Here is a 24458-nt window from a genome sequence, read left to right as displayed (position 1 = left end):
ACCCGCTCCTGCCTACCCCTGACAGGTGCAGGCGACGGACCCGGCCGCCGCGCATACTTGCCGTCATGGACCGCAGATCACCGCTCGGTGAGTTCCTGATGGCGCGGCGGGCGCGACTGGGCCCGGACGATGTCGGCCTGCCCCGGTACGGGGACCGGCGCCGGGTGCCCGGGCTGCGCCGGGAGGAACTCGCGATGCTGGCGGGGGTCAGCGCCGGCTACTACACCAGGCTCGAACAGGGCCAGTCGCTCAACGCCTCGGCCGAGGTCCTCGACGCGATCGCGACCGCCCTGCGACTTACCCCGGCCGAGCGGGAACACCTGCACGTCCTGTCGACGACGGCGAGTCACCGGAGCGGACCGGTGACGCCTCCCGAGGAGCACGCCTCCGCCGATCTGCGGACGCTGCTGGCCGCCATGGGCGACGTGCCCGCGCTCGTCATGGGCCGCCGCAACGACGTGCTCGCCTGGAACGGAGCCGGGCACGCTCTGCTCGCCGGCCACCTGGACATCGCCTCGCCCGACGACACGGACACCCGGCCCAACATGTCCCGGCTGGTCTTCCTGGACGCGCACACCCGCGCCCTCTACCGCGACTGGCCCGCCAAGGCCCGCGCCGTGGTCGGCAACCTGCGCATCATGACGGCCCGCAACCCCGATGACGGCTGCCTCGCCGCGCTGGTCGGCGAACTGGCGATTCACAGCACCGAGTTCGCCTCGCTGTGGGCCGAACACACCGTCGAGCCCTGCGGCCGCGACGTCTACGACCTGGCCCATCCGGTCGTCGGGGACCTGACCGTCACACAACAGACGTTCCACGTCCCGCAGGAACCGCACCAGTCCCTCGTCACCTTCACCGCGGAGCCCGCATCCGCCTCCTCCGCGGCGCTGACGATGCTGCGACAGGCACGCGGCTTCGGCGAGGCGCGCGGATGAGGTGCGGCGTCCTGCGGGATCCGCGGGACCCCGGACGCACCCGCACTCCGCCGGGCTGACACGACATCCGCGCCGCCGTCGAAACCTTGCCCTCCCGGTGACTTCGGCGGGGGCGCCTACCCCGTGAACTCGGGCCGTTCGTAAGGCGTCCACCAGCTGAGCAGTCCCCAGATCCCGAGCCCGAGCGCACCCGCCGCGAGCACGGCCGCGAGCCACGGGCGGCGCAGTGTGCGCAGGCCGAGCAGCCAGGCGGCGAGCGGGACGAGTGCGCCGCCGGCGGCGATGAGCGGGAGGTCGACGTAGAGGACGCTCAGGTCCCGGTGCATGCCCTCGAAGCCCCCGTGAATACTGACCCGCGCCCTCGGCGCCCAGACGAGCACCGCCACGACGGCCCCCACGGCCGCCAGGAGGATGCCCGCACAGCCCTGTCTCTCTTCTCGCATGCCTTGATCCGACGCGATCGCCCCGCCGGCGGTTCCTGGCACCCCGGACCCAGGCTTTTTGGGCTCGCCCTGCTCGACGACACGACGCGCGTACCGCATCACAATCCACCTGGTCCACGGGGTGGCTTTCGCGCGGGCTCAGCCCCGCGAACGGGGCTGTCCAAGACGGCTCCGATGCCGTGATCACACCCGCCACACCATGATCATCACTCAGGCCGGCCCAATGTCGGGACAATCCCACAGCTACGCTGATCGGGGCAGTCCACAGTGAGTGAGACCCGGGGGAAACCGTGAACCGACCGCTGCTGTTCCTCGATGTGGACGGGCCGCTCAACCCTTACGCGGCCCAGCCGGAGAGGCGTCCCGACGGCTACACCACACTCAGAGTCCCCCGGAGCAACGCTCATGAGGACGACAGGGGCCTCTCGTCCCGACGGCGCCCTCTACGTGTCTGGCTCAACCCGGAGCACGGACGAAGCCTGCTCCAGCTCGGCTTCGAGCTGTGCTGGGCCACCACATGGATGGACGACGCCAACCGGTGGATCGCGCCGGTCCTCGGCCTTCCGGAACTTCCCTTCGTCGACTTCGGCGACGTCCTGTTCCAGGAACGCCCTGATGGAGTCCACTGGAAGACCGGGCCGCTGGTGGCCTACGCAGGCGGTCGTCCTTTCGCCTGGGTGGACGACGAGCAGAGTGAGCTGGATCACACGTACGTGACCGCCCACCATCAAGGGCCCGGGCTCCTGCACCACGTCAACCCGCGGACCGGCCTGCGGGAGAACGACTTCCGCACGCTCGCCGACTTCGCCGGTCCCCTGAACACCTCACGAACCACCGGCTGAGTGCCTAGCCGGCTCTTCAGGTTGCTTCGTGCTCGGAGCCAGGGTTTTTGCGGGACAGCCCTTTTGCAGCTCCTAACGGAATGACTGAGTCGAGACTGCGTTTGACTTCCTCCGAAGACCGGTGTCAGGCAGGAGGGAGACAAAACTCCTGGTTGCACGGGGTCTCGCGCCCATAGGCTGCATACGTGATGGAGGAAGATGAGACCAACCCGGTCGTCCGCGTCGGAGGTGACCGGTATCGAACGATCAGCCTGCGCTTCCACCGGCTGACACGTTCCTTCCCGGAGGAGCGTGATGACCTGATGCGCGACTTCCTCGTGACAGCTCAAGGTGAGTCGGCGCGGATCGAGGTCATGGTGAGGACCTGGGACGGTGATGGCCTCGATGTCTTCCTTGCCGAACTGGCAGAGAGGTTCCGAGGATGGAACGGCACCAGGACCTGGCGCTCTCTTGAGAATGACCTGACACTGGCTGCCGAGCACGCGGGATCACACGTCCGGTTGACGTGGGGGCTGCATGACCGCCTCCCCGACGACGAGTGGCATTTCGAGATGACGACCATCCATGCTCCTGGAGAAGACATGCGCCGCCTTGCCATCGAGATGCGAAGCTTCCTGGAGTCCGACCCGCTGTAGTGGACGGAGGCAGCTCGGCAGTCGTCCACGGCCGGTACAGCACGCCAAGTTGTCGATCAGCAGACGAGGTTGAGAAACGCTTCGTGGATGTCGGTCCGGCGTTCCCCACGGATTCGCATACGTTGGAAGCCGTGCAGCCAGGGGAATGTCCTCTCGACCACCTACTGGTCTGGGCACCTACTGCTGGGTGCCCCATGGATGTCCGCGGTCCGTGCCATGATCCGGCCTCATGAGTGACCACTCACTTTCGCCCACCTGGCTGGCCTCCTGGGCGAGCAGGGTTTCGGAGGCCCTGGAGGCGATGACGGACGAGTTCGAACGCCGACACGGCTTTCCCCCGGGAGCCAATGAGGTCCGGCTGGCCGACTATGCCGACCAGGCCGCAGCTCGCACGCTTGCCCAGGCCGGCATCGTCCCTGCCGACCTGGTCACCTTCTACGACAACATCGGCGACGTCACCTGGGCGGACGTCGGCAACGGCTACTTCGTCGACCCGGCGGGTGATGTCCTTCTACGGTTCAAGCAGTACGGTGCTGTCGATGTCGGCGCGGACAAGGCCGGTGGCCTGATCATCGGCTCGAACGGCGGTGGCCTGTCCTATGTCGCTGGTCCTGGCGGGGTGGTCCACCGGACGCGAACGGCGTCAACGGTGCCAGACCGCGTCAGGTGCGCTGTCTCGCATAACGGACTGGTCGTCGCCCGCGACGAAGAACAAGGCCGAGGAGATGATGCGGTCGCCGGCGCGCTGGGCGCCGATTTCAAGCTGGAAGCCGTCGCAGGAGATGTCGCCGCTGGGACTAAACCGCAGGCCGGTGTCGTGCTTGATCGCGTGGGCTTCCATTTCCTGCGCGAGCTGCGACGGTACACGGCCGATGAGCCGGATTCCCTCGCAGCTCACCTGAGGGCCGAGTCGCCCGTCGACGCGTACGTAGGCCAGTTCTCCGCTCGTGTGGAAGTAGCACTCCACCGCCCCCTGACTCAGGTGTCCTGCTGGGACGGTCGTTCGGGGTGACTGCGGGCGGCCATCCAGATGGTCAGGTCGTGGGCGATGTCGTTGATGCTGGTCGAGGTGGTCACCTCGTGCTCGTTGCGGGTGGTGTCGCGGCGAACGACCTCGTAGTCGCCTTCGTCGAGCACGGCCACTGACACGAACCAGACGGGATCGTCCTCGTCGGGCTGGACGACCACGAAGGTGTTGTCGGAGTCGTTGAGGTCGCTGATCATCATGAACAAGGCGTCCTCGGACGGGTCGTCGATGCGGTCGCCGTTCTCGCTGTCCGCCACGCAGAACCGAGCCGCCATCTGCGCTCTCCCCTCTTCGCTGCGCCTGGTGGCGGCCGGCATGGCATGGGCGAGTGACAGGACGGGGGCACAGCCGTTCGCCGATCGCGGCGATCAGGACGGTGGCCTCGAAGACGAACGTGCCTTCGCCCGGTTGAAGTCCTGGCGAGCACTGAGTGGAGCCCAGTGCTCAACCTGACGCGTCAACCGTACTGTTCAAGCCGTCCACACCCTGTTGACCTGCGACCGCACAGGATGAAAGAGATTTACTGCCGGTACCCGCTCAGGAACCGTCCGATGCGGCCGATCGCCGTCTCCAGGACGTCCGTGTGGGGGAGGGTGAGGATGCGGAAGTGGTCGGGGGAGGGCCAGTTGAAGCCGGTGCCCTGGACGACCTGGATCTTCTCCCTCAGGAGCAGGTCGAGGACGAACTTCTCGTCGTCGTGGATCTTGTGCACCGCGGGGTCCAGCCGCGCGAACGCGTACAGCGCGCCCTTCGGCTTCACGCAGCTCACGCCGGGGATCTCGTTCAGCTTCTCCCAGGCCACGTCCCGCTGTTCACGCAGCCGGCCGCCGGGTGCGGTCAGTTCGAGGATGGACTGCCGGCCGCCGAGGGCGGCCTGGATGGCGTACTGGGCGGGCGCGTTGGCGCACAGCCGCATGGAGGCCAGCATGGTCAGGCCCTCCAGGTAGTCCTTCGCGTGCTGCTTGGGGCCGGTGACCACCATCCAGCCGGAGCGGAAGCCCGCCACGCGGTAGGTCTTGGACAGGCCGCAGAAGGTGAGGACGACCAGGTCGGGGGCGAGCGCGGCGGCCGAGTGGTGCACGGCGTCGTCGTAGAGGATCTGGTCGTAGATCTCGTCGGCGAGGACCATCAGGCCGTGGCGGCGGGCCAGGTCGAGGATGCCCTCGACGATCTCCTTCGGGTAGACCGCGCCGGTGGGGTTGTTGGGGTTGATGACGACCACGGCCTTGGTGCGGTCCGTGATCTTCGCGGCCATGTCGTCCAGGTCCGGGTACCAGTCGGCCTGTTCGTCGCAGAGGTAGTGGACCGCCTTGCCGCCCGCGAGGTTCGTCACCGCGGTCCACAGGGGGAAGTCCGGCGCCGGGATGAGGACTTCGTCGCCGTCCTCCAGCAGGGCCTGTACGGCCATCGAGATCAGCTCGGAGACGCCGTTGCCGAGGAAGACGTCGTCGACGTCGACCTCCAGGCCCAGGGTCTGGTAGCGCTGGGCGACCGCGCGGCGGGCGGACAGGATGCCCCGCGAGTCGGTGTAGCCGTGGGCCCGGGGAAGCATCCGGATCATGTCCTGGACGATCTCCTCCGGCGCCTCGAAACCGAACAGGGCCGGATTGCCGGTGTTCAGGCGCAGCACGCTGTGCCCCGCCTCCTCCAGCGCGTTGGCGTGCTCGATCACCGGACCGCGGATCTCGTAACAGACCTCGCTGAGCTTGCTCGACTGCCGGAACTCCATGCGCCGCTTCCCCTCACGTGGTGTTGCTTGGTTTTACCAAGTAGGAGCTTGGAAAGTCCAACAACATGTCTAGACTGCGTCGCATGTCACCACGCCGAAGCTACGACCAGTACTGTTCCGCAGCCCGCGCGCTCGACGTCGTCGGCGACCGCTGGACCCTGCTGATCGTCCGGGAACTCCTCGCGGGGCCGCGCCGTTACACCGACCTGCACGCGGACCTGCCCGGTGTCAGCACGGACGTACTGGCCTCCCGGCTCAAGGACATGGAGCGCGACGGCCTCACCACCCGCCGTCGGCTGCCCCCGCCCGGCGCGGCGTACGTGTACGAACTCACGGCGCGCGGAAGCGCGTTGCTGCCCGTGCTCCAGGCCCTCGGCGCCTGGGGCGAGGGCGAACTGGGCGAGCGGCGGCCCACGGACGCGGTGCGCGCCCACTGGTTCGCGCTGCCCCTGCTGCGCGCCCTGGAGGGCGAGGGCCTCGTCGAAGTCTGCCTGGACGAGGGGATGTTCCACCTGCGGGTCGGCGCCGAGGACGGTCCTGTGTACGGCGACGGCCCCGCCCCCGGGGAGCCCGACGCCCTGCTCTCCCTGGACACCGCCACCTGTACGGCGATCGGCCGCGGCGAACTGACCCTGGCCGACGCGGTCCGCGCGGGACGGGTCGGGGTGACGGGCGAGGGCACGCTCGCCAAGGCGCTGCGGGAGACGTGAGAGGAACGTGAGAGGAAAAGGCGGAAGGCCCGCACGGGGCGGGCCTTCCACGACGTGTCACGCGGTCGGCGGCACTCCGGGCGGACGCCCGGATCCCCGCGTCAGCCGGTAGCCGGCGACACCCGCCAGGGCGGCCAGGGCGCCGCCCGCCGCCGTCCACACCCAGCGGTCGGACCACCAGCCGGAGGTCCAGCCGTCCTCGGGCTCCAGGGCGGCCAGGACCGCCGAGTCCTCCTCCTCGTCGGAGTCGGCCCGGGCGGCGATGCCCGGCACCAGCGGTTCGGACAGCGCGCCGTCCACCGCCGCCGCGCCGCCCATGTCCTCGGACTCGACCCGCAGTTCGGCGTTCACCGGCTGGCCCAGGTCGGACGTGGACAGCCGCAGCGCCGTGAGCCGGACGTAGTACGTGCCCGGCAGCGGGTCGTTGGCCCACGGCTCCGACCAGGCGCGGACCGTGCGCAGCACGCACTCCAGCTCCACGGAGGGCGTGTCCGTCCCGGCGGTGCGGGTCTGTGCGCCGTACTGGCAGGCCTGGCGGCGGCGCAGACCGTCGTACACGTCGATCTGCCAGGTCTCGGCCGCGTGGCTCTCCGGCAGCTTCACCGTCGCGCGGACGGTGGGGCGCTGCCCGGCGTCCGCCGGGAACGACCAGTACAGGTAGTCGCCGGTGGAGGCGCGCGCGGTGGCGGTCTGTCCCTGTTCGACCTCCGTCGCCGTGCGGAACGAGGTGCCCGCGCGGGTGGGCGCCCCGTCGTCGCCGGACGCGCTCGGGGAGGGGGAGGAGTCGGCCGCGGCGGGGGCGGCGGCCAGCCCGAGGGTCAGGAGGGCGGCACTCAGTATCCGTACGGCGCGCATCAGTTGGTCCTCCAGACGGCGACCCGCCAGCGTGACAGCCAGCCCCAGACGAGACCGGCGAGGAAGCCGGTGAGGATCAGTGCGCCGAGCAGCCACCAGCCCCGGCCGAGACCGAAGGAGGCCACGTCGGCCGCGTCGTCCGGGCCGTCCACGACGTCGACCGTCAGCTCCAGTGGGAGACCGGGCGTGGTCTTCACCCCGGCGTCCGCCGAGAAGGAGTTGGTCACCGCCAGGCACACGGTCTCGGCGGCGGGCTTGTCGCTGTCGTCGTCGTCCTGTTCGGGCTTCGGGTGGCGCAGCCCGGTGGACAGCACGTCCGTACGGCCGTTGCCGGTCGCCTCGCCGCGTACGAGCTCCCGGCCGTGCACCGTGACGGCCCGCAGCAGCACGCCGTAGTCCGGGCGTACGGCGCGGTCCGCCGCCACGCTCACCGAGGCGCGCAGCTCCTGCCCGGCGAGCAGCTCCACGCGGTACCAGCGCTGCTGCCCGAACTCCTCACGGTCGGTGTAGAGGCCGGACTCGAGCACCGGCGCCTTGGCGCACGAGCCGGCGCCCTCGGTGGCCACCGGCGTCACCACGGGCTCGGCCGCGCGGTCCACCAGCTCGTTCACCCGGTCGGTGAGCTCGTCCTGGTGCTCGACCGAGGTGTACGTCCCGCCGGTCGCCTCGGCGATGCAGCTGAGCTGTTGGCTCAGCTTGGCGTTCGGGACCAGGCCGAGGGTGTCGATGGTCAGGCCGATGCCCCTGGCCGCGATCTCCCGGGCCACCTCGCACGGGTCGAGCGGGGCGCAGGTGTCCTCGCCGTCGCTGATCAGCACGATCCGCTTGGAGCCGTTGCCGCCGTCGAGGTCGTCGGCCGCCTTCAGCAGGGCGGGGCCGATCGGGGTCCAGCCCGTCGGGACGAGGGTGGCCACCGCCGTCTTGGCCTCGGTGCGGTCCAGCGGGCCGACCGGGTAGAGCTGAGCGGTGTCCTTGCAGCCTTCCTTGCGGTCGTCGCCGGGGTAGTTCGCGCCGAGTGTGCGGATGCCGAGCTCGACCTCCTCCGGCGTCGCGTCCAGCACCTCGTTGAACGCCTGCTTCGCCGCCGCCATCCGGGACTGGCCGTCGATGTCCTTGGCCCGCATCGAGCCGCTCACATCGAGGACCAGGTTCACCTTGGGGGCGTCCTGACCCGTGGGTTCACCGGCGGCCGCCCCGGCCGGGAAGGCGAGCCCGGCCGTCAGTGCGGCGAGCAGGGCACAGGCGCCTGCCACCGGCCGTTTTCTTCTGATCATCGGCGGATCCTATTGATCAGGAGTGCCGTGCTCCAAAACGAGATGTCACGGGGACCCGTACCGGAGCGGGTTGGGCAGCTCCGCCCACTGGTCCCCCGGCGCCCGCGGTGACAGCCGCATCAGCGTCAGCGCCTTCGCCGGCAGCGGGCCGTCGAGCAGGGCGGTCAGGTCCGGGGTGCGCGGCAGATCCCGTACGGCACCCTCCAGGGCCGCACGCAGCGCCGGCCCCGACCCCGCCGTCCCCGCCAGCGCGCCGGCCACCAGCGAACCGAACAGCTTGCGCCGCAGGGTGCGTTCGTCGTCCGTGACCATGCGCGCGGGCAGCTCGTCGGGGAGCGGGACACCGTGCCGGGCGAGGCGGGCGGGAGCGATCCGCAGATCGGCCAGATCGCGGTAGACCAGCCGTACCGGATCCCCGTCCGGCGCCAGCACCACGAGCAGGTTCTGGCCGTGCGCCTCCAGGGCCACCCCCAGCTCCAGCAGCCGCAGCCCGACCGTGAGCGCGAGCCGCGCGAACCGGCTCGACCAGGCGGGGGAGTCCGGCAGCCCGGTGACCGCCAGCGCCGCCACCGGGACGACCCGCTCCCCGGGCGCCGCGTACACCTCCGGCGACTCGCGCAGCACCGCCGCCAGATCGGGCGACCCGGCCGCCACCGCGCCCAGCGTGCGGGTGACGTGCAGCAGCCCGTCGGTGCGCGCCGCCACCGCCTCCCCGAAGTCCGACAGCGCCGCCGACGCGGCCACCGAGCCGAGCGAGATGTCCCGCACCGAGGACGTCAGCCGGGCGCTCAGCGCCGTCTTGACGTGCGGCCCGTCCGGCAGCGCGAGGGTGCGCAGCGCCATCAGTGGATGCGCCGTCAGCGGGTGCGCCGCCGGCCGCCCCTCACCCGTCCGCTTCAGCACGTGCGCCGCCTGCCAGGGATGCACCGGGACCACCACCCGCCCCGGCTCCCGCAGCCACCCCGGCCACACCCCCGACACCAGGCACCCGTCCTCCGGCACGGGCAGCAGCCCCAGCTCCACCACCGGCCCGTGCTCGGGTCCGTAGGCGAGCTGCTCGGCCACCGAGAAACCGGGCCGGGAACGGCAGTTGGGGTGGAACGGATGCCCGTCGACCACCCGCCGCTCCCACTGCCAGTCCCGCACGGGCCACTCCCGCGGGTGATCCGGCTGCCCCGCCCGTGACAACGCCAACGACGCGACGCTGTGCCCGAGTTCGGCGGCGAACACCTCCGCGTGCGGCACGGCCAGCTCCGCCATCAGCCGCGCCGGATCGTCGTGCACCGCCTCGTCCAGCCGTACGTCCGTGACGTACGCGGTGGTCGCGTACGGATCCGCCCGCGGGCCGCGCAGCCACCGCCCGTCCGCGAGCCGCAGGCCGAGCCCGTCGCGCCGCGTCTCCCGCCGCACGACCCACGGCAGCGGGTCGTACGCGAGACCACGCCACAGCCGGGTCAGCACGGCCGCGCGGGCGCCGGGCAGCGCGTCGGTGTACCGGGGCACGAGAGAGGGCCGTACGACGGCCAACTCGTCGGCGGTCTCGGCCTCGGCGGTGGGGGGACGGTGCACGGGCGGGCTCCTCGGTGACGCGCGGGGCGGGGCGTATGGGTGGACGATGGCAGACATACTGATCGTCCCCGTCAGGACAGACCGTAAGGACCAGAGGAACGCGTGGATCCCATGCCCCCGCCCGCGGACGACGACGCCGACGCGTACGCGGCGGTGCCGCTGCTGAACTGCCTGCTGCGCGAAGTGGCCCGGCCCGTTCCGGGAACGGGGACGGGCTCGGGGACGGGGGCGGGGGCGTATTCGACGTACCGCCTGCCCGGCACGGACCGCCTGCTGCGGGTGCGCGGCACCCGGCGCCCCACCGGACCCGAGGTCCACGCGGCGGGCGCCTGGCACCGCCTCGGCCACACGGAGCTGGTGAAACTCGTCGCCGAGGAGCTGCGCCGGCACACCGGCCTGCCCAACCACGAACTGCCCGCCGAGATGCTCGACAGCCGGGAGGCGGTGGCCGCGCTGCTCGCCGCCCGCGCCCGGGCCACCCCGCCCGACGACCCGTATCTGCGCTCCGAGCAGGCCCTCGTCACCGGCCACACCCACCACCCCGCCCCCAAGGCACGCGGCGGCGGCCCCGCGGCGGCCTGGCTGCCGTACGCGCCCGAGGCGCACGCCCGCTTCCCACTGGCGCTGCTGGGGCTGCGCGCGGACACGGTCGTGGACGAGGGGGACACCGCGGCCCTCGACCGCCTGGGCACCGCACCGCCCGGCTACCGCCTGCTGCCCGCCCACCCCTGGCAGCTGGACCTCGCGGCCCGTGACCTCGCCCCCGCCTTCGCCGACGGCCGTCTGATCCGGCTGGGCACGACCCCGTTCCCGGTGTGGCCCACGGCGGCGGTCCGCACCGTGTACGCGCCCGAGCGCGACCTGTTCCTGAAGTTCAGCCTGGACGTGCGCATCACCAACGACATCCGCCGGCTGTGGCGCCACGACCTGCTGAGACTCCGTACGACCGACACGGCCGTACGCGACGCCTTCGCCGGGTCCGACGCGGCCTGGCAGAGCGACCGGGGCCACCGCACCGCGGACTTCGCCCACGAACAACTGGCCGTGGTCGTCCGCGACGGCCTGCGCGACCACCTCCCGCCCGGCGCGACCCCCTACCTGGCCGCCGCCCTGGTGGAGGGCTTCGACGGCAACCCCCTGGCCGCCACCCCCGACCCGGGACCCTGGTGGGAGGCCTACCTGGCGCGGGTGGTCCCCCCGGCCCTGACGGCCTTCGGCGGGCACGGCGTCGTCCTGGAGGCCCACCTGCAGAACACGCTCGTCGCCATGGACCCCGACGGCATGCCGGTACGGGCCCTGTACCGGGACGCGGAGGGCGTGAAACTGCTGTCCGCGGTCTCCAGGGAGGCGGGCTGGGAACGCCTGGTGTACTGCCTGGTCGTCAACCACCTCATGGAGACCGCCGCCGCCCTCGCCGACCACCATCCCGGCCTCGACCCCTGGCCCGCTCTCCGCCGCGAGCTGGTCCGCCACGACCTCCCCGAGATCCCCGCCCTGCTCACCGCCCCGACTCTCCCGGCCAAGACCAACCTCCTGCTCCGCTGGACCGGCGCGGACGGCGCCGACGCCCGCTACCGGCCGCTGCCCAATCCACTGGCCGGCCCGTAAAGGCAGGTGAGCCCGCGGAAGGCCTGCCGTACGCTGGCCGGTGTGCTGCGCGATGTGAAGACTGTTCGCTATGTGACCCCGCTGAGGTCGGGCGGGTCCGTCCCCGGTGTCTTCGAGGCCGACGACCTCGGGACGTACGTCGTGAAGTTCACCGGGTCCGCGCAGGGGCGCAAGGCGCTGGTCGCCGAGGTGATCGTGGGGGAGCTGGCGCGGGCGCTGGGGCTGCGGTTCCCGGAGCTGGTGCTGGCGCACTTCGATCCGGCGGTGGCGGACGGCGAGCCGCACCAGGAGGTGCGGGAGCTGCACGCCGCCAGCGCCGGGGTCAACCTCGGCATGGACTACCTGCCGGGCGCGCGGGACCTCACCCCCGAGGTCGCCGAGGTCTTCCCCGTCGATCCGCTGGAGGCCGGGCGGATCGTCTGGCTGGACGCCCTCACCGTGAACGTGGACCGCACCGTCCACAGTTCCAACCTGGTGGTGTGGCCGACGCTCGGGGTCGCGCCCCCGCGGCTGTGGCTCATCGACCACGGGGCCGCGCTCGTCTTCCACCACCGCTGGGAGGGCTCCGACCCGGCCAAGGCGTACGACTTCCGCCACCACGCCCTCGGCCACTACGGCCCCGACGTACGTGCCGCCGACGCCGAACTCGCGCCGAAGGTCACCGAGGAGCTGCTGCGGTCCGTCACCGCCGAGGTCCCCGACGGCTGGCTGGCCGGTGACGCCCGCTTCGCCACGCCCGACGAGGTCCGCGAGGCGTACGTGACCTACCTCCACGCGCGCGTACGGTCCTCCCGCGCCTGGCTGCCCACCGACTTCCCCGGCCCGGACGAGCTCGCCGAGGAGAACGCCCGGCGGGCGGCGAGGACCCGGCGGGGCCGGCCGGACTGGCTGAAGCGGGTCCCCGACCTGCACGGCAAACCGGCGGCGGCCCAGGACTGGTCGGTGCACCTGGGCGGCCCGGACACCTAGGGCCCGCCCGGCGGGTCCCGCCGGAGACGCGGGGCCGGCACACCCTTCCGCACGGTCCGGTCCGCCGCCGGGCAGGCCCCGGGGTTCAGCCCTTGAGCCGTTCGTACGCCGGCAGGGTGAGGAAGTCGGCGTAGTCCTCGTCGAGGGAGACCTTCAGCAGCAGGTCGTGCGCCTGTTGCCAGTTGCCGGCCGCGAAGGCCTCCTCGCCGATCTCCGCGCGGATGCCCGCCAGTTCCTCGGCGGCGACCTTGCGGGCCAGCTCCGCGGTGACCTGCTCGCCGTTGTCGAGGACGACCTCCGCGTTGATCCACTGCCAGATCTGGGAGCGGGAGATCTCGGCGGTGGCGGCGTCCTCCATCAGGTTGAAGATGGCGACCGCGCCGACCCCGTTCAGCCACGACTCGATGTAACGGATGCCCACCTGGACGGCGTTGACCAGGCCCGCGTAGGTCGGCTTCGCGTCGAGCGAGTCGACGGCGATCAGGTCGGCCGCCGTGACGTGCACGTCCTCCCGCAGGCGGTCCTTCTGGTGCGGCCGGTCGCCGAGCACCCGGTCGAAGGACTCCATGGCGATCGGGACCAGATCGGGGTGGGCGACCCAGGAGCCGTCGAAACCGTCGTTCGCCTCACGGTCCTTGTCGGCGCGCACCTTCTCGAACGCCACCTTGTTGACCTCCGCGTCCCGGCGGGACGGGATGAACGCCGCCATGCCGCCGATCGCGTGCGCGCCGCGCCTGTGGCAGGTGCGGACGAGGAGTTCGGTGTACGCGCGCATGAACGGGGCGGTCATCGTCACCGCGTTGCGGTCCGGGAGGACGAACCTCGGCCCGCCGTCACGGAAGTTCTTGACGATGGAGAACAGGTAGTCCCAGCGGCCGGCGTTCAGCCCGGAGGCGTGATCGCGCAGTTCGTAGAGGATCTCCTCCATCTCGTACGCGGCCGTGATCGTCTCGATCAGGACGGTGGCGCGCACGGTGCCCTGGGGGACGCCCAGGTAGTCCTGTGCGAAGACGAACACCTCGTTCCACAGCCGGGCCTCCAGGTGGGACTCCGTCTTGGGGAGGTAGAAGTACGGGCCCTTGCCGAGCTCGATCAGCCGCTTCGCGTTGTGGAAGAAGTACAGGCCGAAGTCGACCAGCGCGCCGGGCACCGGGGTGCCGTCCGGGCCGGTGAGGTGACGTTCGTCCAGGTGCCATCCGCGCGGGCGCATGACGACCGTCGCCAGCTCCGCGTCCGGGCGCAGGGCGTACGACTTGCCGGAGACCGGGTCGGTGAAGTCGATGTTCCGGGTGTAGGCGTCGATCAGGCTGAGCTGGCCGAGGACCACGTTCTCCCAGGTGGGCGCGGAGGCGTCCTCGAAGTCCGCGAGCCAGACCTTCGCGCCCGAGTTGAGGGCGTTGACGGTCATCTTGCGGTCGGTGGGCCCGGTGATCTCGACCCGGCGGTCGTTCAGGGCCTCGGGGGCCGGGGCCACCCGCCAGGAGTCGTCCGCGCGGATCGCGGCCGTCTCCGGCAGGAAGTCGAGCGTGGACGTACGGGCGATCTCGGCGCGGCGCTCCGCGCGGCGGACGAGCAGCTCGTCACGCCGGGGCGTGAACCGCCGGTGCAGCTCGGCCACGAAGGCGAGCGCCGCCTCGGTGAGGACCTCCTCCTGCCGGGGCAGGGGATCGGCGTCGACGATGGCCAGCGGGGACGGCGCTGGTGCGGACATCAGCTGTCACTTCCTTCGGCGTGCGTGGCGTGGCGCCGGGAGCCGGTCGGCCCGGGGGCGGCGGGGGCGCCCGTCCGGAGGCCGGACATCTTTGGCGCAGTGGATAGTAGTTTTCTCATGGTGGAAGTTCAATGTTCTGTTGACGGTGAGATCCTCCGGGCCGGGGGAGGGTGGCGTGCGGTGCCACCCTGTTCACCCACCGCCGTCCCGGCTCACTCGAGGTGCGCCAGATCCGCCTCGGTGTCGATGTCGTACGCCTCGGCCACGTCACCGCACTCGACGAGCACGAGTTGTTCCGCGTGCTCCTTCAGATAGGCGCGTGCCCCCCGGTCGCCGGTCGCGGTCGCGGCGATCCCGGTCCAGTGCGCGGCGCCGAACAGCACCGGATGGCCGCGCACGCCGTCGTAGGCGGCCGAGACGAGCGACTCGGGGGAGTGGTGGGCGGCGAGCACCCGGGCGACCGCCTCCGGGCCGATCCCGGGCTGGTCGACCAGCGAGACCAGCGCCGCCCGCGCGCCCGTCCCGGCCAGGGAGCCGAGGCCGGCCCGCAGGGAGGTGCCCATGCCCCGCTCCCACGCGGGGTTGTCCACGAGGGCGCAGTCCGGCAGGCAGGCGCGGGCGCGCACCTCGTCCGCCCGCGCGCCGAGCACCACGTGCACCCGGGTGCAGCCGCCCGCGCGGAGGACCCCCACCGCGTGCTCCACCAGCGGCCGGCCCCGGTGCGTGAGCAGCGCCTTGGGCCGCCCGCCGAGCCGCCGCCCGCCGCCCGCGGCGAGCAGCAGCCCCACGACCTCCGCGGTGGTGTCCCCGCCCCTGTGATGTGTCGTCATACGTCCTGCATACCGCACCCGCCGCGCGGCGGCGGGACGGCGCGTGGCGGCGGGACGGCGCGTGGCGGACGCCCGGGGCCACCTCGTCACGCTGTGGAACAACTCGATGACGCAGCGGACTGGCGCGAGGGGGCCGGGGTGGCGTTTACTGGCGCGACCGGCCGGCGGGGCGCCGCGGCCGGTCGGGGAGGCGCACGACGACGTGCCAGGGGGAGGACTGTGTTGCGCAGCGTGGAGCAAAGGCGTGTGCCCGGCAGTCAGGTGGACCCACGGGTGGCGGAGCTGCGCTCCGCCGTGTCCCGGTTACGCCGTCAGCTCGCCGCCCATCCCGGGGACTTCCGGGACCGGAGCATCGCGGAGGAGGAACTCGCCGCACTGGCCGGGATGGCCGCCGCGGGCGATCCCGAGATCCCCCGGCTGCGCCGCTCCCTGCTGCTGATCGCGGGCGCGATCGGCTCGGTGAGCGCGCTGGGGCAGGGTGTGCGGGAACTGCGTGAGGCGGTGGACCTGTTCGGCCCGTCACCGCGGGGCTGACGCGAGGCCCGTCGCCACGTGGCTGACGCACGGCCCGTCACCGCGCGGGTGGACGCGCGCCCCGATCAGCTCGTGGGGCCGGTGCCCGGCGTGGCGAGCGCCTCGGAGAGTTCCGCCGCGACCTGCCGGAGCACCGGCACGATCTTCTCCGTCGCCGACTCCGTGACCCGCCCCGCCGGGCCCGAGATGGAGATCGCCGCCGCCGTGGGGGAGTCCGGCACCGGTACGGCGAGGCAGCGGACGCCGATCTCCTGCTCGTTGTCGTCCATCGCGTAGCCCAGGCGGCGCACGTCCTCCAGCGCGGCGAGGAAGCCGTCCGGTGTGGTGATGGTCCTGTCCGTCGCGGCGGGCATGCCGGTGCGGCCGAGCAGGGCCCGCACCTCCTCCGGCGGGAAACCGGCCAGCAGGGCCTTGCCCACGCCCGTGGAGTGCGGCAGGACGCGCCGGCCCACCTCGGTGAACATCCGCATGGAGTGCTTCGACGGCACCTGCGCCACGTACACGACCTCGTCCCCGTCGAGCAGCGCCATGTTCGCCGTCTCGCCGGTCTCCTCCACCAGGCGGGCCAGATACGGCCGCGCCCAGGTGCCGAGCAGCCGGGAGGCGGACTCGCCGAGCCGGATCAGTCGCGGGCCCAGCGCGTACCGGCGGTTGGCCTGCTGGCGTACGTAACCGCAGGCGACGAGCGTGCGCATCAGACGGTGGATGGTCGGCAGGGGAAGCCCGCTGCTCGCGGACAGCTCGCTCAGGCCGACCTCGCCGCCCGCGTCCGCCATCCGCTCGAGCAGATCGAAGGCGCGCTCGAGGGACTGCACGCCGCCACCGGCGGCGGACCGGGCGGAGTCGTTGGTGCTGGCGCTGGACGTCGGCACGGCGCGTTCCTTTCGGGGCCTGGCAGGAAGGGCAGAAGCCTACCCGGCGGCCGGCCGGCGGCCCGCTTGCGCGGAGCCGCGTTCTGCTGAACGGAAGTATAATTCCGCTTTGCGGAATCGTCCAGGGATGGTCGTCGATCCGTGTCGCGGGTCGATTCTCCCTTGACGGCCCGGAACCGGCGGTGAAGACTCCTTCAACAGAACGTTGAATTCCATCCGGCGGAAGGTCAGGAGGCCCCGGGTGTCCGACGCCGAACAGGTGCTGCGCTCCACACGCGTCCTCACCCCCGAGGGGACGCGCGCCGCGTCCGTCACGGTCGCCGGCGGCACGATCACCGCCGTCCTGCCGTACGACGCGCCCGTCCCCGGCGGCGCCCGCCTGGAGGACCTCGGCGACGACGTCCTGCTGCCCGGCCTGGTCGACACCCACGTGCACGTCAACGACCCCGGCCGCACCGAGTGGGAAGGCTTCTGGACCGCCACCCGCGCCGCGGCGGCCGGCGGCATCACCACGCTGATCGACATGCCGCTCAACTCCCTCCCGCCCACCACCACCGTCGGCCACCTGCGCACCAAACGGCGGGCCGCCGCCGACAAGGCCCATATCGACGTCGGCTTCTGGGGCGGCGCCCTGCCGGACAACGTCGAGGACCTGCGCCCGCTGCACGAGGCCGGCGTCTTCGGCTTCAAGGCCTTCCTGTCACCGTCGGGCGTCGACGAGTTCCCGCCCCTCGACCAGGAGCGACTGGCCCGGACCCTGGCGGAGATCGCCGCCTTCGACGGCCTGCTGACCGTGCACGCCGAGGACCCGCACCACCTCGCCGCCGCCCCGCGGCACGGCGGCCCGAAGTACGCCGACTTCCTCGCCTCACGCCCGCGCGACGCCGAGAACACCGCCGTCGCGCACCTCGTCGACCAGGCGAAACGCCGGGGCGCGCGGGTGCACGTACTCCACCTCTCCTCCGGCGACGCGCTCCCCGTGATCGCCGCGGCCAAGGCGGACGGCGTACGCGTCACCGTCGAGACCTGCCCCCACTACCTCACCCTCACCGCGGAGGAAGTCCCGGACGGGGCCAGCGAGTTCAAGTGCTGCCCGCCCATCCGCGAGGCCGTCAACCAGGACCTGCTCTGGCAGGCCCTGGCGGACGGCACCATCGACTGCGTCGTCACCGACCACTCCCCGTCCACCGCCGACCTCAAGACGGACGACTTCGCCACCGCCTGGGGCGGCATCTCCGGCCTCCAGCTCAGCCTGCCGGCCGTCTGGACCGAGGCCCGCCGGCGCGGCCACGGCCTGGAGGACGTGGTGCGCTGGATGTCGGCGCGCACGGCGGCGCTCGTCGGACTCGACGCGCGCAAGGGCGCCATCGCGCCCGGTCATGACGCCGACTTCGCCGTCCTCGCCCCCGACGAGACCTTCACCGTCGACCCGGCGGCGCTCCAGCACCGCAACCGTGTGACGGCGTACGCGGGCAGGACCCTGTACGGCGTCGTGAAGTCCACCTGGCTGCGCGGCGAACGCATCCTCGCCGACGGCGCGTTCACCGCACCGAAGGGCCGGCTGCTCACCCGCCCCCACCGACACCCGAAAGGCAGGACCGGACCACCGTGACGGCGATCGAGAGCTTCACCGGCGACGCACCCCCCTACAGCGGCGGCGACCCCTACGCGGACTACCGCACCGCCGACCTCCCCTTCACCCACCACGTCGACCTCGCCGACCGCCGGCTCGGCGCCGGGGTCGTCGCCGCCAACGACGAGTTCTTCGCCCCGCGCGAGAACCTCCTGCTGCCCGGGCGCGCCGAGTTCGACCCCGGGCGCTTCGGACACAAGGGCAAGATCATGGACGGCTGGGAGACCCGGCGCCGGCGCGGCACCTCCGCCGCACACCCCTGGCCGGCGGACGAGGACCACGACTGGGCGCTGATCCGGCTCGGCGCCCCCGGAGTCGTCCGCGGGATCGTCGTGGACACCGCCCACTTCCGCGGCAACCACCCGCGGGCCGTGTCCGTCCAGGGCACGTCGGTGGCGGGCTCCCCGTCCCCGGAGGAACTGCTCTCGGACGACGTGACGTGGACGACGCTCGTCCCGCGCACCCCGGTCGGCGGCCACGCGGCCAACGGCTTCGCCGTCACGGACGGACAGCGCTTCACCCACCTGCGCCTCAAGCAGTACCCCGACGGCGGCATCGCCCGGCTGCGCGTGTACGGCGAGGTCGTGCCCGATCCGGAGTGGCTGGCGGCACTCGGCACCTTCGACGTCGTCGCGCTGGAGAACGGCGGCCGGGTCGAGGACGCCTCGGACCGCTTCTACGCACCGGCCGTCAACACCATCCGGCCGGGCCGCTCCCGGAGGATGGACGACGGCTGGGAGACCCGCCGCCGCCGCGACCGGGGCCACGACTGGATCCGCTACCGCCTGACCGGCCGGGCGCGGATCCGCGCCCTGGAGATCGACACCGCGTACCTGAAGGGCAACAGCGCCGGCTGGGCGTCGGTCTCGGTGAAGGACGGTGACGACGGCGACTGGCGGGAGATCCTCCCCCGCACCCGCCTCCAGCCCGACACCGGCCACCGCTTCGTCCTCCCCGCCCCCGCGACCGCCACCCACGCCCGCGTGGACATCCACCCCGACGGCGGCATCGCCCGGCTCCGCCTCTTCGGCTCCCTGACCGGACAGAACGGCTGACCCTGCCCAGCCGCGGCGGCACGGGTGGGCTGGAGGTACCCCTTCTGGGGGAGGCACCCGGCGACGCCGGCAGCGAACGGACGCCCACCTGACGCGCCACCGATGAGTTGCGGGCCCCAACGGCGTCTGCATGGATGACGGCACAACCCGGAAGGCAGGAACCCGTCATGGGCAAGCTCGTAGTCACCACCTTCGTCACCCTCGACGGCGTCTACCAGGCCCCCGGCGGCCCCCAGGAGGACACCAGGGACGGCTTCGACCAGGGAGGCTGGAGCGTCCCCTACGGCGACGAGGACTTCGGCCGGTTCGTCAACGGGGTCTTCTCCCGCGTGGGCGCCTTCCTCCTCGGCCGTCGTACGTACGACATCTTCGCCTCGTACTGGCCGAAGATGACCGACCCGGCCGACCCGGTCGCCGGAAAACTGAACGCGCTGCCGAAGTACGTCGCCTCCGCCGGCCTCACCGACCCCGGATGGGCCGGCACCACCGTGCTCCGCGGTGACCTCGCCAAGGAGGTCACCGCCCTCAAGGAGCGCACCGACGGCGAGCTCCAGCTGCACGGCAGCGGCGCCCTCGCCCGGTCCCTGTTCGCGCTCGACCTCGTGGACACCCTGCACCTGCTGACCTTCCCGGTCGTCCTCGGCGCCGGGCGCCGGCTGTTCCCGGAGGGCTCGATGCCGAGCGCCTTCCGGCACACCGGCGGAGAGATCACCGCCGCGGGCGTGTCCATCCAGACCTACGACTTCGCCGGCCGCCCCGCGTACGGCTCGTACGAGCTCCCGGAGAACGCCTGACCCCGGCCGCACCGGTGGCACGCCGCCGCCCGGACGCCGCCGTCCGGACGCCGCCGCCCGGACGGCGGCGTCAGCCGGGCTTCCGGCTCTCCGCGGCGGCGAACAGGGCGCCGCTCAGCACCAGCAGGGCGATGCTCGCGAAGAGCTCGTAACCGTCGAGGAACGAGAACCGGTGGACGAACCCCCAGTCCCAGCCGGCGAACTCGCTCACCAGACCCGCCACCCCTTGCACCAGGGCGAGGAAACCCAGAACCTCCAGCAATTGCTTCATGCCATCGACTCTCGTCCGGCGGACCTCCCTCCCGCATCGGCCGCGCGGCGGGACCGTCCCGACGGAAGAGGGCGCTCCACGCCGGCCGGAGCGCCGAAAGTCTGCGGTGCCGCGACTTCGGTAGCCGATCCCGCCGGTGCGGCCGTGCCGGGACCGCCCCTTGCGTAGATTTGCCGACCGTGACTGGTGACAAGGCGGCGCAGACCGCTCCGGTGTTCACGGGGCGCCGATGGTTCTTCCCGTCCGCCCTCATCCACGAACTCGACCCCGACGCGGCCCGCTCCGGGCGACGGCCCCGGCGCACCGTGCGTGACTGGGTCGTCGACTTCACCTGCTTCCTGCTGGCCGTGCTCGTGGGCCTGGCGGGCGCCGACACGCTCCGCGACAACCACGACCTCCCGCACGCGCTGGCCGTCGCCGACCAGGTGCTCGGCGCGCTGGCGTGCGCCGCGGTCTGGCTGCGCCGGCGGTGGCCGCTCGCGCTGGCCGTCGTGATGGTCCCGGTCAGCTTCGTCTCGGAGACCGCGGGCGGCGTGGCGATCATTTCCCTGTTCACGCTCGCCGTGCACCGGCCCTTCCGGTACGTGGCCTGGGCGGGCGGTATCCAGACAGTGCTCGTCCCGCTGTACTTCTGGTGGCGCCCCGACCCCGACCTGCCGTATCTCGCCGCGCTCGTCCTCGTCGTCGCGCTGACGGCCGCGACCGTCGGCTGGGGCATGTTCGTACGGTCCAAACGGCAGCTCATGCTGAGCCTGCGGGACCGGGCGCGGCGGGCCGAGACCGAGGCGCGGCTGCGGGCCGAGCAGGCGCAGCGGCTCGCGCGGGAGGCCATCGCGCGGGAGATGCACGACGTGCTCGCGCACCGGCTGACACTGCTGAGCGTGCACGCGGGCGCCCTGGAGTTCCGGCCCGACGCCCCGCGCGAGGAGGTCGCGCGGGCGGCCGGCGTCATCCGGGAGAGCGCGCACGAGGCGCTGCAGGACCTGCGGGAGATCATCGGCGTACTGCGGGCCGGCGACGCCGACGACGCGGGCCGGCCGCAGCCGACGCTCGCGGCGCTCGACACCCTGGCCGCCGAGTCCCGGGAGGCCGGCATGAAGGTCACCCTGGACCAGCGGGTCACCGACCCGGCCGCCGTCCCCGCCTCCGTCGGCCGCACCGCCTACCGCATCGCCCAGGAGGGCCTGACCAACGCCCGCAAGCACGCCCCCGGCACGGAGGTCACCGTGTCGGTCACCGGCGGCCCGGGGGAGGGCCTCACCGTGACCGTGCGCAACCCCGCGCCGGAGGGGGACGTACCGCATGTGCCCGGCGCCGGGCAGGGCCTGATCGGCCTCACCGAACGGGCGACCCTGGCGGGCGGCACCCTGGAGCACGGGCCCGCCCCCGGCGGCGGGTTCGAGGTACGGGCCAGGCTGCCGTGGGACTGAACCGGGACCGGCCGGTGCGTGTGTCCCCGCCCCGCCCGGCCGTGATTACCTACGGCCCATGACTGCGATCAGAGTGCTCCTCGTCGACGACGACCCGCTGGTGCGGGCCGGGCTGTCCTTCATGATGGGCGGCGCCGACGACATCGAGATCGTCGGTGAGGCCGCCGACGGCGGCGAGGTCGAGGCGCTCGTCGACCGCACCCGGCCGCACGTCGTCCTCATGGACATCCGGATGCCGACGGTGGACGGTCTCACCGCCACCGAGTCGCTGCGCCGCCGCGAGGACGCCCCGCAGGTCGTGGTGCTCACCACCTTCCACGCCGACGAGCAGGTGCTGCGTGCGCTCCGCGCGGGGGCCGCCGGGTTCGTCCTCAAGGACACCCCGCCCGCCGAGATCGTCGCCGCGGTGCGCCGGGTCGCGGCCGGCGACCCGGTGCTGTCGCCGACCGTCACCCGGCAGTTGATGGCCCACGCGGCCGGCACCGCCGCCGACACCCGGCGCACACGCGCACGCGAACGCGTCGCAGGCCTCAACGACCGCGAACGCGAGGTCGCCGTCGCGGTGGGCCGGGGCCTGGCCAACGCCGACATCGCCGCCGAGCTGTACATGAGCGTGGCCACCGTCAAGACCCACGTCTCCCGGATCCTGGCCAAGCTGAACCTCAACAACCGCGTCCAGATCGCCCTGCTCGCCCACGACGCCGGCCTCCTGGAGGAACCCGGGGACCGCTGATCTCAGGTGTACGCCACCGCCGCCCCGCTCACCAGCTCCGTCGGCCGGACCGGTCTGCGCTCCCGCCGGGACAGCTCGCACGCCTCCGCGACCAGCAGCGCCTGGAGGGCCTCCCGCCCGTCGCACGGGTTGGCCCGCTCGCCCCGCACCACCTCGACGAACGCGATCAGCTCGGCCTCGTACGCGGGCCCGAACCGCTCCAGGAACCCCGTCCACGGCTTGTCCGCGGCCGGCGGCCCGGTCGGCTCGGTGGACGCGATCGGCGTACGGTCGTCCAGGCCGACGGCGATCTGGTCCCGCTCCCCGGCGAGCTCCATGCGCACGTCGTAGCCGGCGCCGTTCAGCCGGGTCGCGGTGACCGTGGCGAGGGTGCCGTCGTCGAGGGTGAGGAGCGCCGCGCCGGTGTCCACGTCGCCCGCCTCGCGGAACATGGCGGGACCGGCGTCGGACCCGGCCGCGTAGACCTCCGTGACCTCCCGGCCGGTCACCCAGCGCAGCATGTCGAAGTCGTGGATCAGGGTGTCCCGGTACAACCCGCCGGACTGCGGCAGATACCCGGCCGGCGGGGGCTCGGCGTCGCCGGCCATCGCCCGTACGGTGTGCAGCCGCCCGAGCCTGCCCGAGCGCACCGCCTCCCGCGCGCCCGTGTACCCGGCGTCGAAGCGGCGCTGGAACCCCATCTGCAGGACGGTCCCGGCCGTCTCGACCTCCGTGATCGCCTGTAACGTGCCCGCCAGGTCCAGGGCGATGGGCTTCTCGCAGAACACCGGCAGCCCCGCGCGGGCCGCCCGGCCGATCAGATCGGCGTGGGCGGACGTGGCCGCCGTGATCACCACGGCGTCCACGCCCCAGGTGTAGATCTCGTCCACCCCGGGCGCCGCCGTCTCGCCGAGCCGGTGGGCGAGGGCCTGGGCCCGCGCCGGATCGACGTCCGTGAGGATCAGGGAGCCGACGTCGCGGTGCCTGCTGAGTGTGTGAGCGTGAACGGTGCCGAGACGGCCCGTACCGATGACCCCGATGCGCATGGAAACAAAGTGGGGCCCGCGCCGCCCCCTGTCAATGCGTATGTCCGGACAACCGAACTACACGACTTCCCGTCAACAGCGCACGGGGCTACGCTCGGCCCGTGCCGAAACCAGAAATGGACCCGACCGTACAGCTGGAGCTGAGCGTGGACCGGGGCTCCCCCGTGCCGTTGTACTTCCAGCTGTCCCAGCAGCTGGAGTCCGCCATCGAGCACGGCGTGCTGACCCCCGGCACCCTGCTGGGCAACGAGATCGAGCTCGCCGCGCGGCTCGGTCTGTCCCGGCCGACGGTCCGCCAGGCCATCCAGTCCCTCGTCGACAAGGGCCTGCTGGTGCGCCGCCGCGGAGTCGGCACCCAGGTGGTGCACAGCCAGGTCAAACGTCCGCTGGAGCTCAGCAGCCTCTACGACGACCTGGAGGCGGCCGGGCAGCGCCCCGCCACCACGGTGCTGGTCAACACCGTCGTCCCCGCGTCCGCCGAGGTCGCGGCCGCGCTCGGGGTGGCCGAGGACAGCGAGGTGCACCGGATCGAACGGCTGCGGCTCACCCACGGGGAGCCGATGGCGTACCTGTGCAACTACCTGCCGCCGGGACTGCTCGACCTGGACACCGGCCAGCTGGAGGCCACCGGTCTGTACCGGCTGATGCGGGCCGCCGGGATCACCCTGCACAGCGCCCGCCAGACCATCGGCGCCCGCGCCGCCACCGCCGACGAGGCCGAGCGCCTCGACGAGCGGACCGGCGCCCCGCTGCTCACCATGCAGCGCGTGACCTTCGACGACACCGGCCGCGCGGTGGAGTTCGGCACCCACACCTACCGGCCCTCCCGCTACTCGTTCGAGTTCCAGCTGCTTGTACGGTCCTGACAATCCGGCGCGACACGCACCCGGTGCCGTCCTGATGTCAGGACAATGTGACCGGCTTTCGGTCCCCGCGCGGGGACGCCCGATGCCCGTGTTCGAGAATGGGGCGTT

At 72.4% G+C, this 24458-nt stretch carries 25 protein-coding genes; 14 read left to right on the top strand and 11 right to left on the bottom strand.

The genetic code is table 11. The features are described from left to right. The first annotated feature begins 65 nt into the window (after positions 1 to 65). Complete coding sequence (locus IH50_RS0131040; RefSeq protein WP_030869743.1) at positions 66 to 935, top strand: helix-turn-helix domain-containing protein; 870 nt, start codon at positions 66 to 68, stop codon at positions 933 to 935. A gap of 116 nt (positions 936 to 1051) precedes the next feature. On the opposite strand, the gene IH50_RS0131035 is transcribed toward IH50_RS0131040, so the two are convergent. Further along, entirely contained in the window at positions 1052 to 1378 is a 327-nt protein-coding gene (locus IH50_RS0131035) for a hypothetical protein (protein ID WP_030869740.1), read from the bottom strand. Between the two features lie 290 nt (positions 1379 to 1668). Between IH50_RS0131035 and IH50_RS0131030 the strand changes: the two genes are divergently transcribed. The 3 genes from IH50_RS0131030 (at position 1669) to IH50_RS42820 (ending at position 3867) form a co-directional block, all read left to right on the top strand. Continuing rightward, the gene (locus IH50_RS0131030; protein WP_030869738.1) at positions 1669 to 2220 is read left to right on the top strand and encodes a hypothetical protein; all 552 of its coding nucleotides are present in this window, start codon (positions 1669 to 1671) and stop codon (positions 2218 to 2220) included. A 188-nt stretch (positions 2221 to 2408) separates the two neighbouring features. Further along, positions 2409 to 2855 (top strand): DUF6228 family protein, encoded by a 447-nt coding sequence (locus IH50_RS0131025; RefSeq protein ID WP_324617158.1) that lies wholly within the window; start codon positions 2409 to 2411, stop codon positions 2853 to 2855. A gap of 229 nt (positions 2856 to 3084) precedes the next feature. Then, a complete protein-coding gene (locus tag IH50_RS42820; protein WP_234328267.1) occupies positions 3085 to 3867 on the top strand; it encodes a hypothetical protein in 783 nt (260 codons plus the stop codon). Here the strand turns inward: IH50_RS42820 and IH50_RS0131015 are convergent. After that, positions 3834 to 4199 carry a hypothetical protein gene (locus IH50_RS0131015; RefSeq protein ID WP_030869730.1) on the bottom strand — a complete coding sequence of 122 codons (366 nt, stop codon included), beginning with the start codon at positions 4197 to 4199 and terminating at the stop codon, positions 3834 to 3836. The genes IH50_RS42820 and IH50_RS0131015 overlap by 34 nt on opposite strands. Before the next feature lie 203 nt (positions 4200 to 4402). After that, a complete protein-coding gene (locus IH50_RS0131010; RefSeq protein ID WP_030869727.1) occupies positions 4403 to 5611 on the bottom strand; it encodes a pyridoxal phosphate-dependent aminotransferase in 1209 nt (402 codons plus the stop codon). An 83-nt stretch (positions 5612 to 5694) separates the two neighbouring features. On the opposite strand from IH50_RS0131010, the gene IH50_RS0131005 reads away from it, so the two are divergent. Further along, entirely contained in the window at positions 5695 to 6321 is a 627-nt protein-coding gene (locus IH50_RS0131005; RefSeq protein ID WP_030869725.1) for a winged helix-turn-helix transcriptional regulator, read from the top strand. Positions 6322 to 6378: 57 nt separating this feature from the next. Here the strand turns inward: IH50_RS0131005 and IH50_RS0131000 are convergent, their stop codons facing one another. The 3 genes from IH50_RS0131000 to IH50_RS0130990 are packed head-to-tail and all read right to left on the bottom strand — an operon-like array spanning position 6379 to position 10019. Next, the gene (locus tag IH50_RS0131000) at positions 6379 to 7176 is read right to left on the bottom strand and encodes a hypothetical protein (protein ID WP_030869724.1); all 798 of its coding nucleotides are present in this window, start codon (positions 7174 to 7176) and stop codon (positions 6379 to 6381) included. Continuing rightward, positions 7176 to 8450 carry a VWA domain-containing protein gene (locus IH50_RS0130995; RefSeq protein ID WP_030869722.1) on the bottom strand — a complete coding sequence of 425 codons (1275 nt, stop codon included), beginning with the start codon at positions 8448 to 8450 and terminating at the stop codon, positions 7176 to 7178. Before IH50_RS0130995 ends, IH50_RS0131000 begins: the two co-directional genes overlap by 1 nt. Positions 8451 to 8495: 45 nt before the next feature. Beyond that, entirely contained in the window at positions 8496 to 10019 is a 1524-nt protein-coding gene (locus IH50_RS0130990; protein WP_030869720.1) for an IucA/IucC family protein, read from the bottom strand. Between the two features lie 111 nt (positions 10020 to 10130). On the opposite strand from IH50_RS0130990, the gene IH50_RS0130985 reads away from it, so the two are divergent. After that, on the top strand, positions 10131 to 11627 hold the full coding sequence (locus IH50_RS0130985) for an IucA/IucC family protein (protein ID WP_030869719.1): 1497 nt from the start codon (positions 10131 to 10133) through the stop codon (positions 11625 to 11627). Between the two features lie 42 nt (positions 11628 to 11669). After that, the gene (locus IH50_RS42165) at positions 11670 to 12596 is read left to right on the top strand and encodes a HipA family kinase (protein ID WP_030869716.1); all 927 of its coding nucleotides are present in this window, start codon (positions 11670 to 11672) and stop codon (positions 12594 to 12596) included. An 85-nt stretch (positions 12597 to 12681) separates the two neighbouring features. Here the strand turns inward: IH50_RS42165 and aceB are convergent, their stop codons facing one another. Both aceB and IH50_RS0130970 read right to left on the bottom strand, forming a co-directional pair. After that, positions 12682 to 14307, bottom strand: a complete 1626-nt coding sequence (gene aceB, locus IH50_RS0130975) for a malate synthase A (protein ID WP_030869714.1) — start codon at positions 14305 to 14307, stop codon at positions 12682 to 12684. A 212-nt stretch (positions 14308 to 14519) separates the two neighbouring features. After that, positions 14520 to 15137, bottom strand: coding sequence for a nucleotidyltransferase family protein (locus IH50_RS0130970; protein ID WP_030869712.1), 618 nt, complete (start codon positions 15135 to 15137; stop codon positions 14520 to 14522). Between the two features lie 219 nt (positions 15138 to 15356). Here IH50_RS0130970 and IH50_RS0130965 point away from each other — a divergent pair, with 219 nt between their 5' ends. After that, on the top strand, positions 15357 to 15671 hold the full coding sequence (locus IH50_RS0130965) for a DUF5955 family protein (RefSeq protein ID WP_078914150.1): 315 nt from the start codon (positions 15357 to 15359) through the stop codon (positions 15669 to 15671). Between the two features lie 65 nt (positions 15672 to 15736). On the opposite strand, the gene IH50_RS0130960 is transcribed toward IH50_RS0130965, so the two are convergent. Continuing rightward, positions 15737 to 16543, bottom strand: a complete 807-nt coding sequence (locus IH50_RS0130960) for an IclR family transcriptional regulator (protein ID WP_030869707.1) — start codon at positions 16541 to 16543, stop codon at positions 15737 to 15739. Positions 16544 to 16784: 241 nt separating this feature from the next. Here IH50_RS0130960 and allB point away from each other — a divergent pair, with 241 nt between their 5' ends. The 3 genes from allB (at position 16785) to IH50_RS0130945 (ending at position 20025) form a co-directional block, all read left to right on the top strand. Next, positions 16785 to 18155 carry an allantoinase AllB gene (gene allB, locus IH50_RS0130955; RefSeq protein ID WP_030869705.1) on the top strand — a complete coding sequence of 457 codons (1371 nt, stop codon included), beginning with the start codon at positions 16785 to 16787 and terminating at the stop codon, positions 18153 to 18155. Beyond that, complete coding sequence (gene alc / locus IH50_RS0130950) at positions 18152 to 19231, top strand: allantoicase (protein ID WP_051767513.1); 1080 nt, start codon at positions 18152 to 18154, stop codon at positions 19229 to 19231. The genes allB and alc overlap by 4 nt, the downstream gene beginning before the upstream one ends. Before the next feature lie 167 nt (positions 19232 to 19398). After that, positions 19399 to 20025, top strand: a complete 627-nt coding sequence (locus IH50_RS0130945; protein ID WP_030869693.1) for a dihydrofolate reductase family protein — start codon at positions 19399 to 19401, stop codon at positions 20023 to 20025. Between the two features lie 70 nt (positions 20026 to 20095). Here the strand turns inward: IH50_RS0130945 and IH50_RS0130940 are convergent, their stop codons facing one another. Continuing rightward, positions 20096 to 20296 carry a hypothetical protein gene (locus IH50_RS0130940; RefSeq protein WP_030869691.1) on the bottom strand — a complete coding sequence of 67 codons (201 nt, stop codon included), beginning with the start codon at positions 20294 to 20296 and terminating at the stop codon, positions 20096 to 20098. A 179-nt stretch (positions 20297 to 20475) separates the two neighbouring features. On the opposite strand from IH50_RS0130940, the gene IH50_RS0130935 reads away from it, so the two are divergent. Beyond that, positions 20476 to 21726 (top strand): sensor histidine kinase, encoded by a 1251-nt coding sequence (locus IH50_RS0130935; RefSeq protein WP_037873189.1) that lies wholly within the window; start codon positions 20476 to 20478, stop codon positions 21724 to 21726. A 58-nt stretch (positions 21727 to 21784) separates the two neighbouring features. After that, positions 21785 to 22459 carry a response regulator gene (locus IH50_RS0130930; RefSeq protein ID WP_030869687.1) on the top strand — a complete coding sequence of 225 codons (675 nt, stop codon included), beginning with the start codon at positions 21785 to 21787 and terminating at the stop codon, positions 22457 to 22459. A gap of 2 nt (positions 22460 to 22461) precedes the next feature. Here IH50_RS0130930 and IH50_RS0130925 read toward each other — a convergent pair whose 3' ends face one another. Then, positions 22462 to 23484 carry a Gfo/Idh/MocA family oxidoreductase gene (locus tag IH50_RS0130925; protein ID WP_030869683.1) on the bottom strand — a complete coding sequence of 341 codons (1023 nt, stop codon included), beginning with the start codon at positions 23482 to 23484 and terminating at the stop codon, positions 22462 to 22464. 116 nt (positions 23485 to 23600) lie between these two features. Here IH50_RS0130925 and IH50_RS0130920 point away from each other — a divergent pair, with 116 nt between their 5' ends. Continuing rightward, the gene (locus tag IH50_RS0130920; protein WP_030869682.1) at positions 23601 to 24350 is read left to right on the top strand and encodes a GntR family transcriptional regulator; all 750 of its coding nucleotides are present in this window, start codon (positions 23601 to 23603) and stop codon (positions 24348 to 24350) included. Positions 24351 to 24458 lie beyond the last annotated feature (108 nt).

Source organism: Streptomyces sp. NRRL S-37 (assembly GCF_000721605.1).
In the GTDB taxonomy this organism is placed as follows: Bacteria; Actinomycetota; Actinomycetes; order Streptomycetales; family Streptomycetaceae; genus Streptomyces.
Note: the sequence above shows the minus strand (reverse complement) of the source record. Positions and strands in the feature narration are given on the sequence as shown.

What these genes read in the sequence shown, in the direction of transcription:
- IH50_RS0131040 (WP_030869743.1), top strand. Translation starts at nt 66, where the DNA reads ATGGACCGCAGATCACCGCTCGGTGAGTTCCTGATGGCGCGGCGGGCG.
- IH50_RS0131035 (WP_030869740.1), bottom strand. Translation starts at nt 1,378, where the DNA reads ATGCGAGAAGAGAGACAGGGCTGTGCGGGCATCCTCCTGGCGGCCGTG.
- IH50_RS0131025 (WP_324617158.1), top strand. Translation starts at nt 2,409, where the DNA reads ATGGAGGAAGATGAGACCAACCCGGTCGTCCGCGTCGGAGGTGACCGG.
- IH50_RS42820 (WP_234328267.1), top strand. Translation starts at nt 3,085, where the DNA reads ATGAGTGACCACTCACTTTCGCCCACCTGGCTGGCCTCCTGGGCGAGC.
- IH50_RS0131015 (WP_030869730.1), bottom strand. Translation starts at nt 4,199, where the DNA reads ATGCCGGCCGCCACCAGGCGCAGCGAAGAGGGGAGAGCGCAGATGGCG.
- IH50_RS0131010 (WP_030869727.1), bottom strand. Translation starts at nt 5,611, where the DNA reads ATGGAGTTCCGGCAGTCGAGCAAGCTCAGCGAGGTCTGTTACGAGATC.
- IH50_RS0131005 (WP_030869725.1), top strand. Translation starts at nt 5,695, where the DNA reads ATGTCACCACGCCGAAGCTACGACCAGTACTGTTCCGCAGCCCGCGCG.
- IH50_RS0131000 (WP_030869724.1), bottom strand. Translation starts at nt 7,176, where the DNA reads ATGCGCGCCGTACGGATACTGAGTGCCGCCCTCCTGACCCTCGGGCTG.
- IH50_RS0130995 (WP_030869722.1), bottom strand. Translation starts at nt 8,450, where the DNA reads ATGATCAGAAGAAAACGGCCGGTGGCAGGCGCCTGTGCCCTGCTCGCC.
- IH50_RS0130985 (WP_030869719.1), top strand. Translation starts at nt 10,131, where the DNA reads ATGCCCCCGCCCGCGGACGACGACGCCGACGCGTACGCGGCGGTGCCG.
- aceB (WP_030869714.1), bottom strand. Translation starts at nt 14,307, where the DNA reads ATGTCCGCACCAGCGCCGTCCCCGCTGGCCATCGTCGACGCCGATCCC.
- IH50_RS0130970 (WP_030869712.1), bottom strand. Translation starts at nt 15,137, where the DNA reads ATGACGACACATCACAGGGGCGGGGACACCACCGCGGAGGTCGTGGGG.
- IH50_RS0130945 (WP_030869693.1), top strand. Translation starts at nt 19,399, where the DNA reads ATGGGCAAGCTCGTAGTCACCACCTTCGTCACCCTCGACGGCGTCTAC.
- IH50_RS0130940 (WP_030869691.1), bottom strand. Translation starts at nt 20,296, where the DNA reads ATGAAGCAATTGCTGGAGGTTCTGGGTTTCCTCGCCCTGGTGCAAGGG.
- IH50_RS0130930 (WP_030869687.1), top strand. Translation starts at nt 21,785, where the DNA reads ATGACTGCGATCAGAGTGCTCCTCGTCGACGACGACCCGCTGGTGCGG.
- IH50_RS0130925 (WP_030869683.1), bottom strand. Translation starts at nt 23,484, where the DNA reads ATGCGCATCGGGGTCATCGGTACGGGCCGTCTCGGCACCGTTCACGCT.
- IH50_RS0130920 (WP_030869682.1), top strand. Translation starts at nt 23,601, where the DNA reads ATGGACCCGACCGTACAGCTGGAGCTGAGCGTGGACCGGGGCTCCCCC.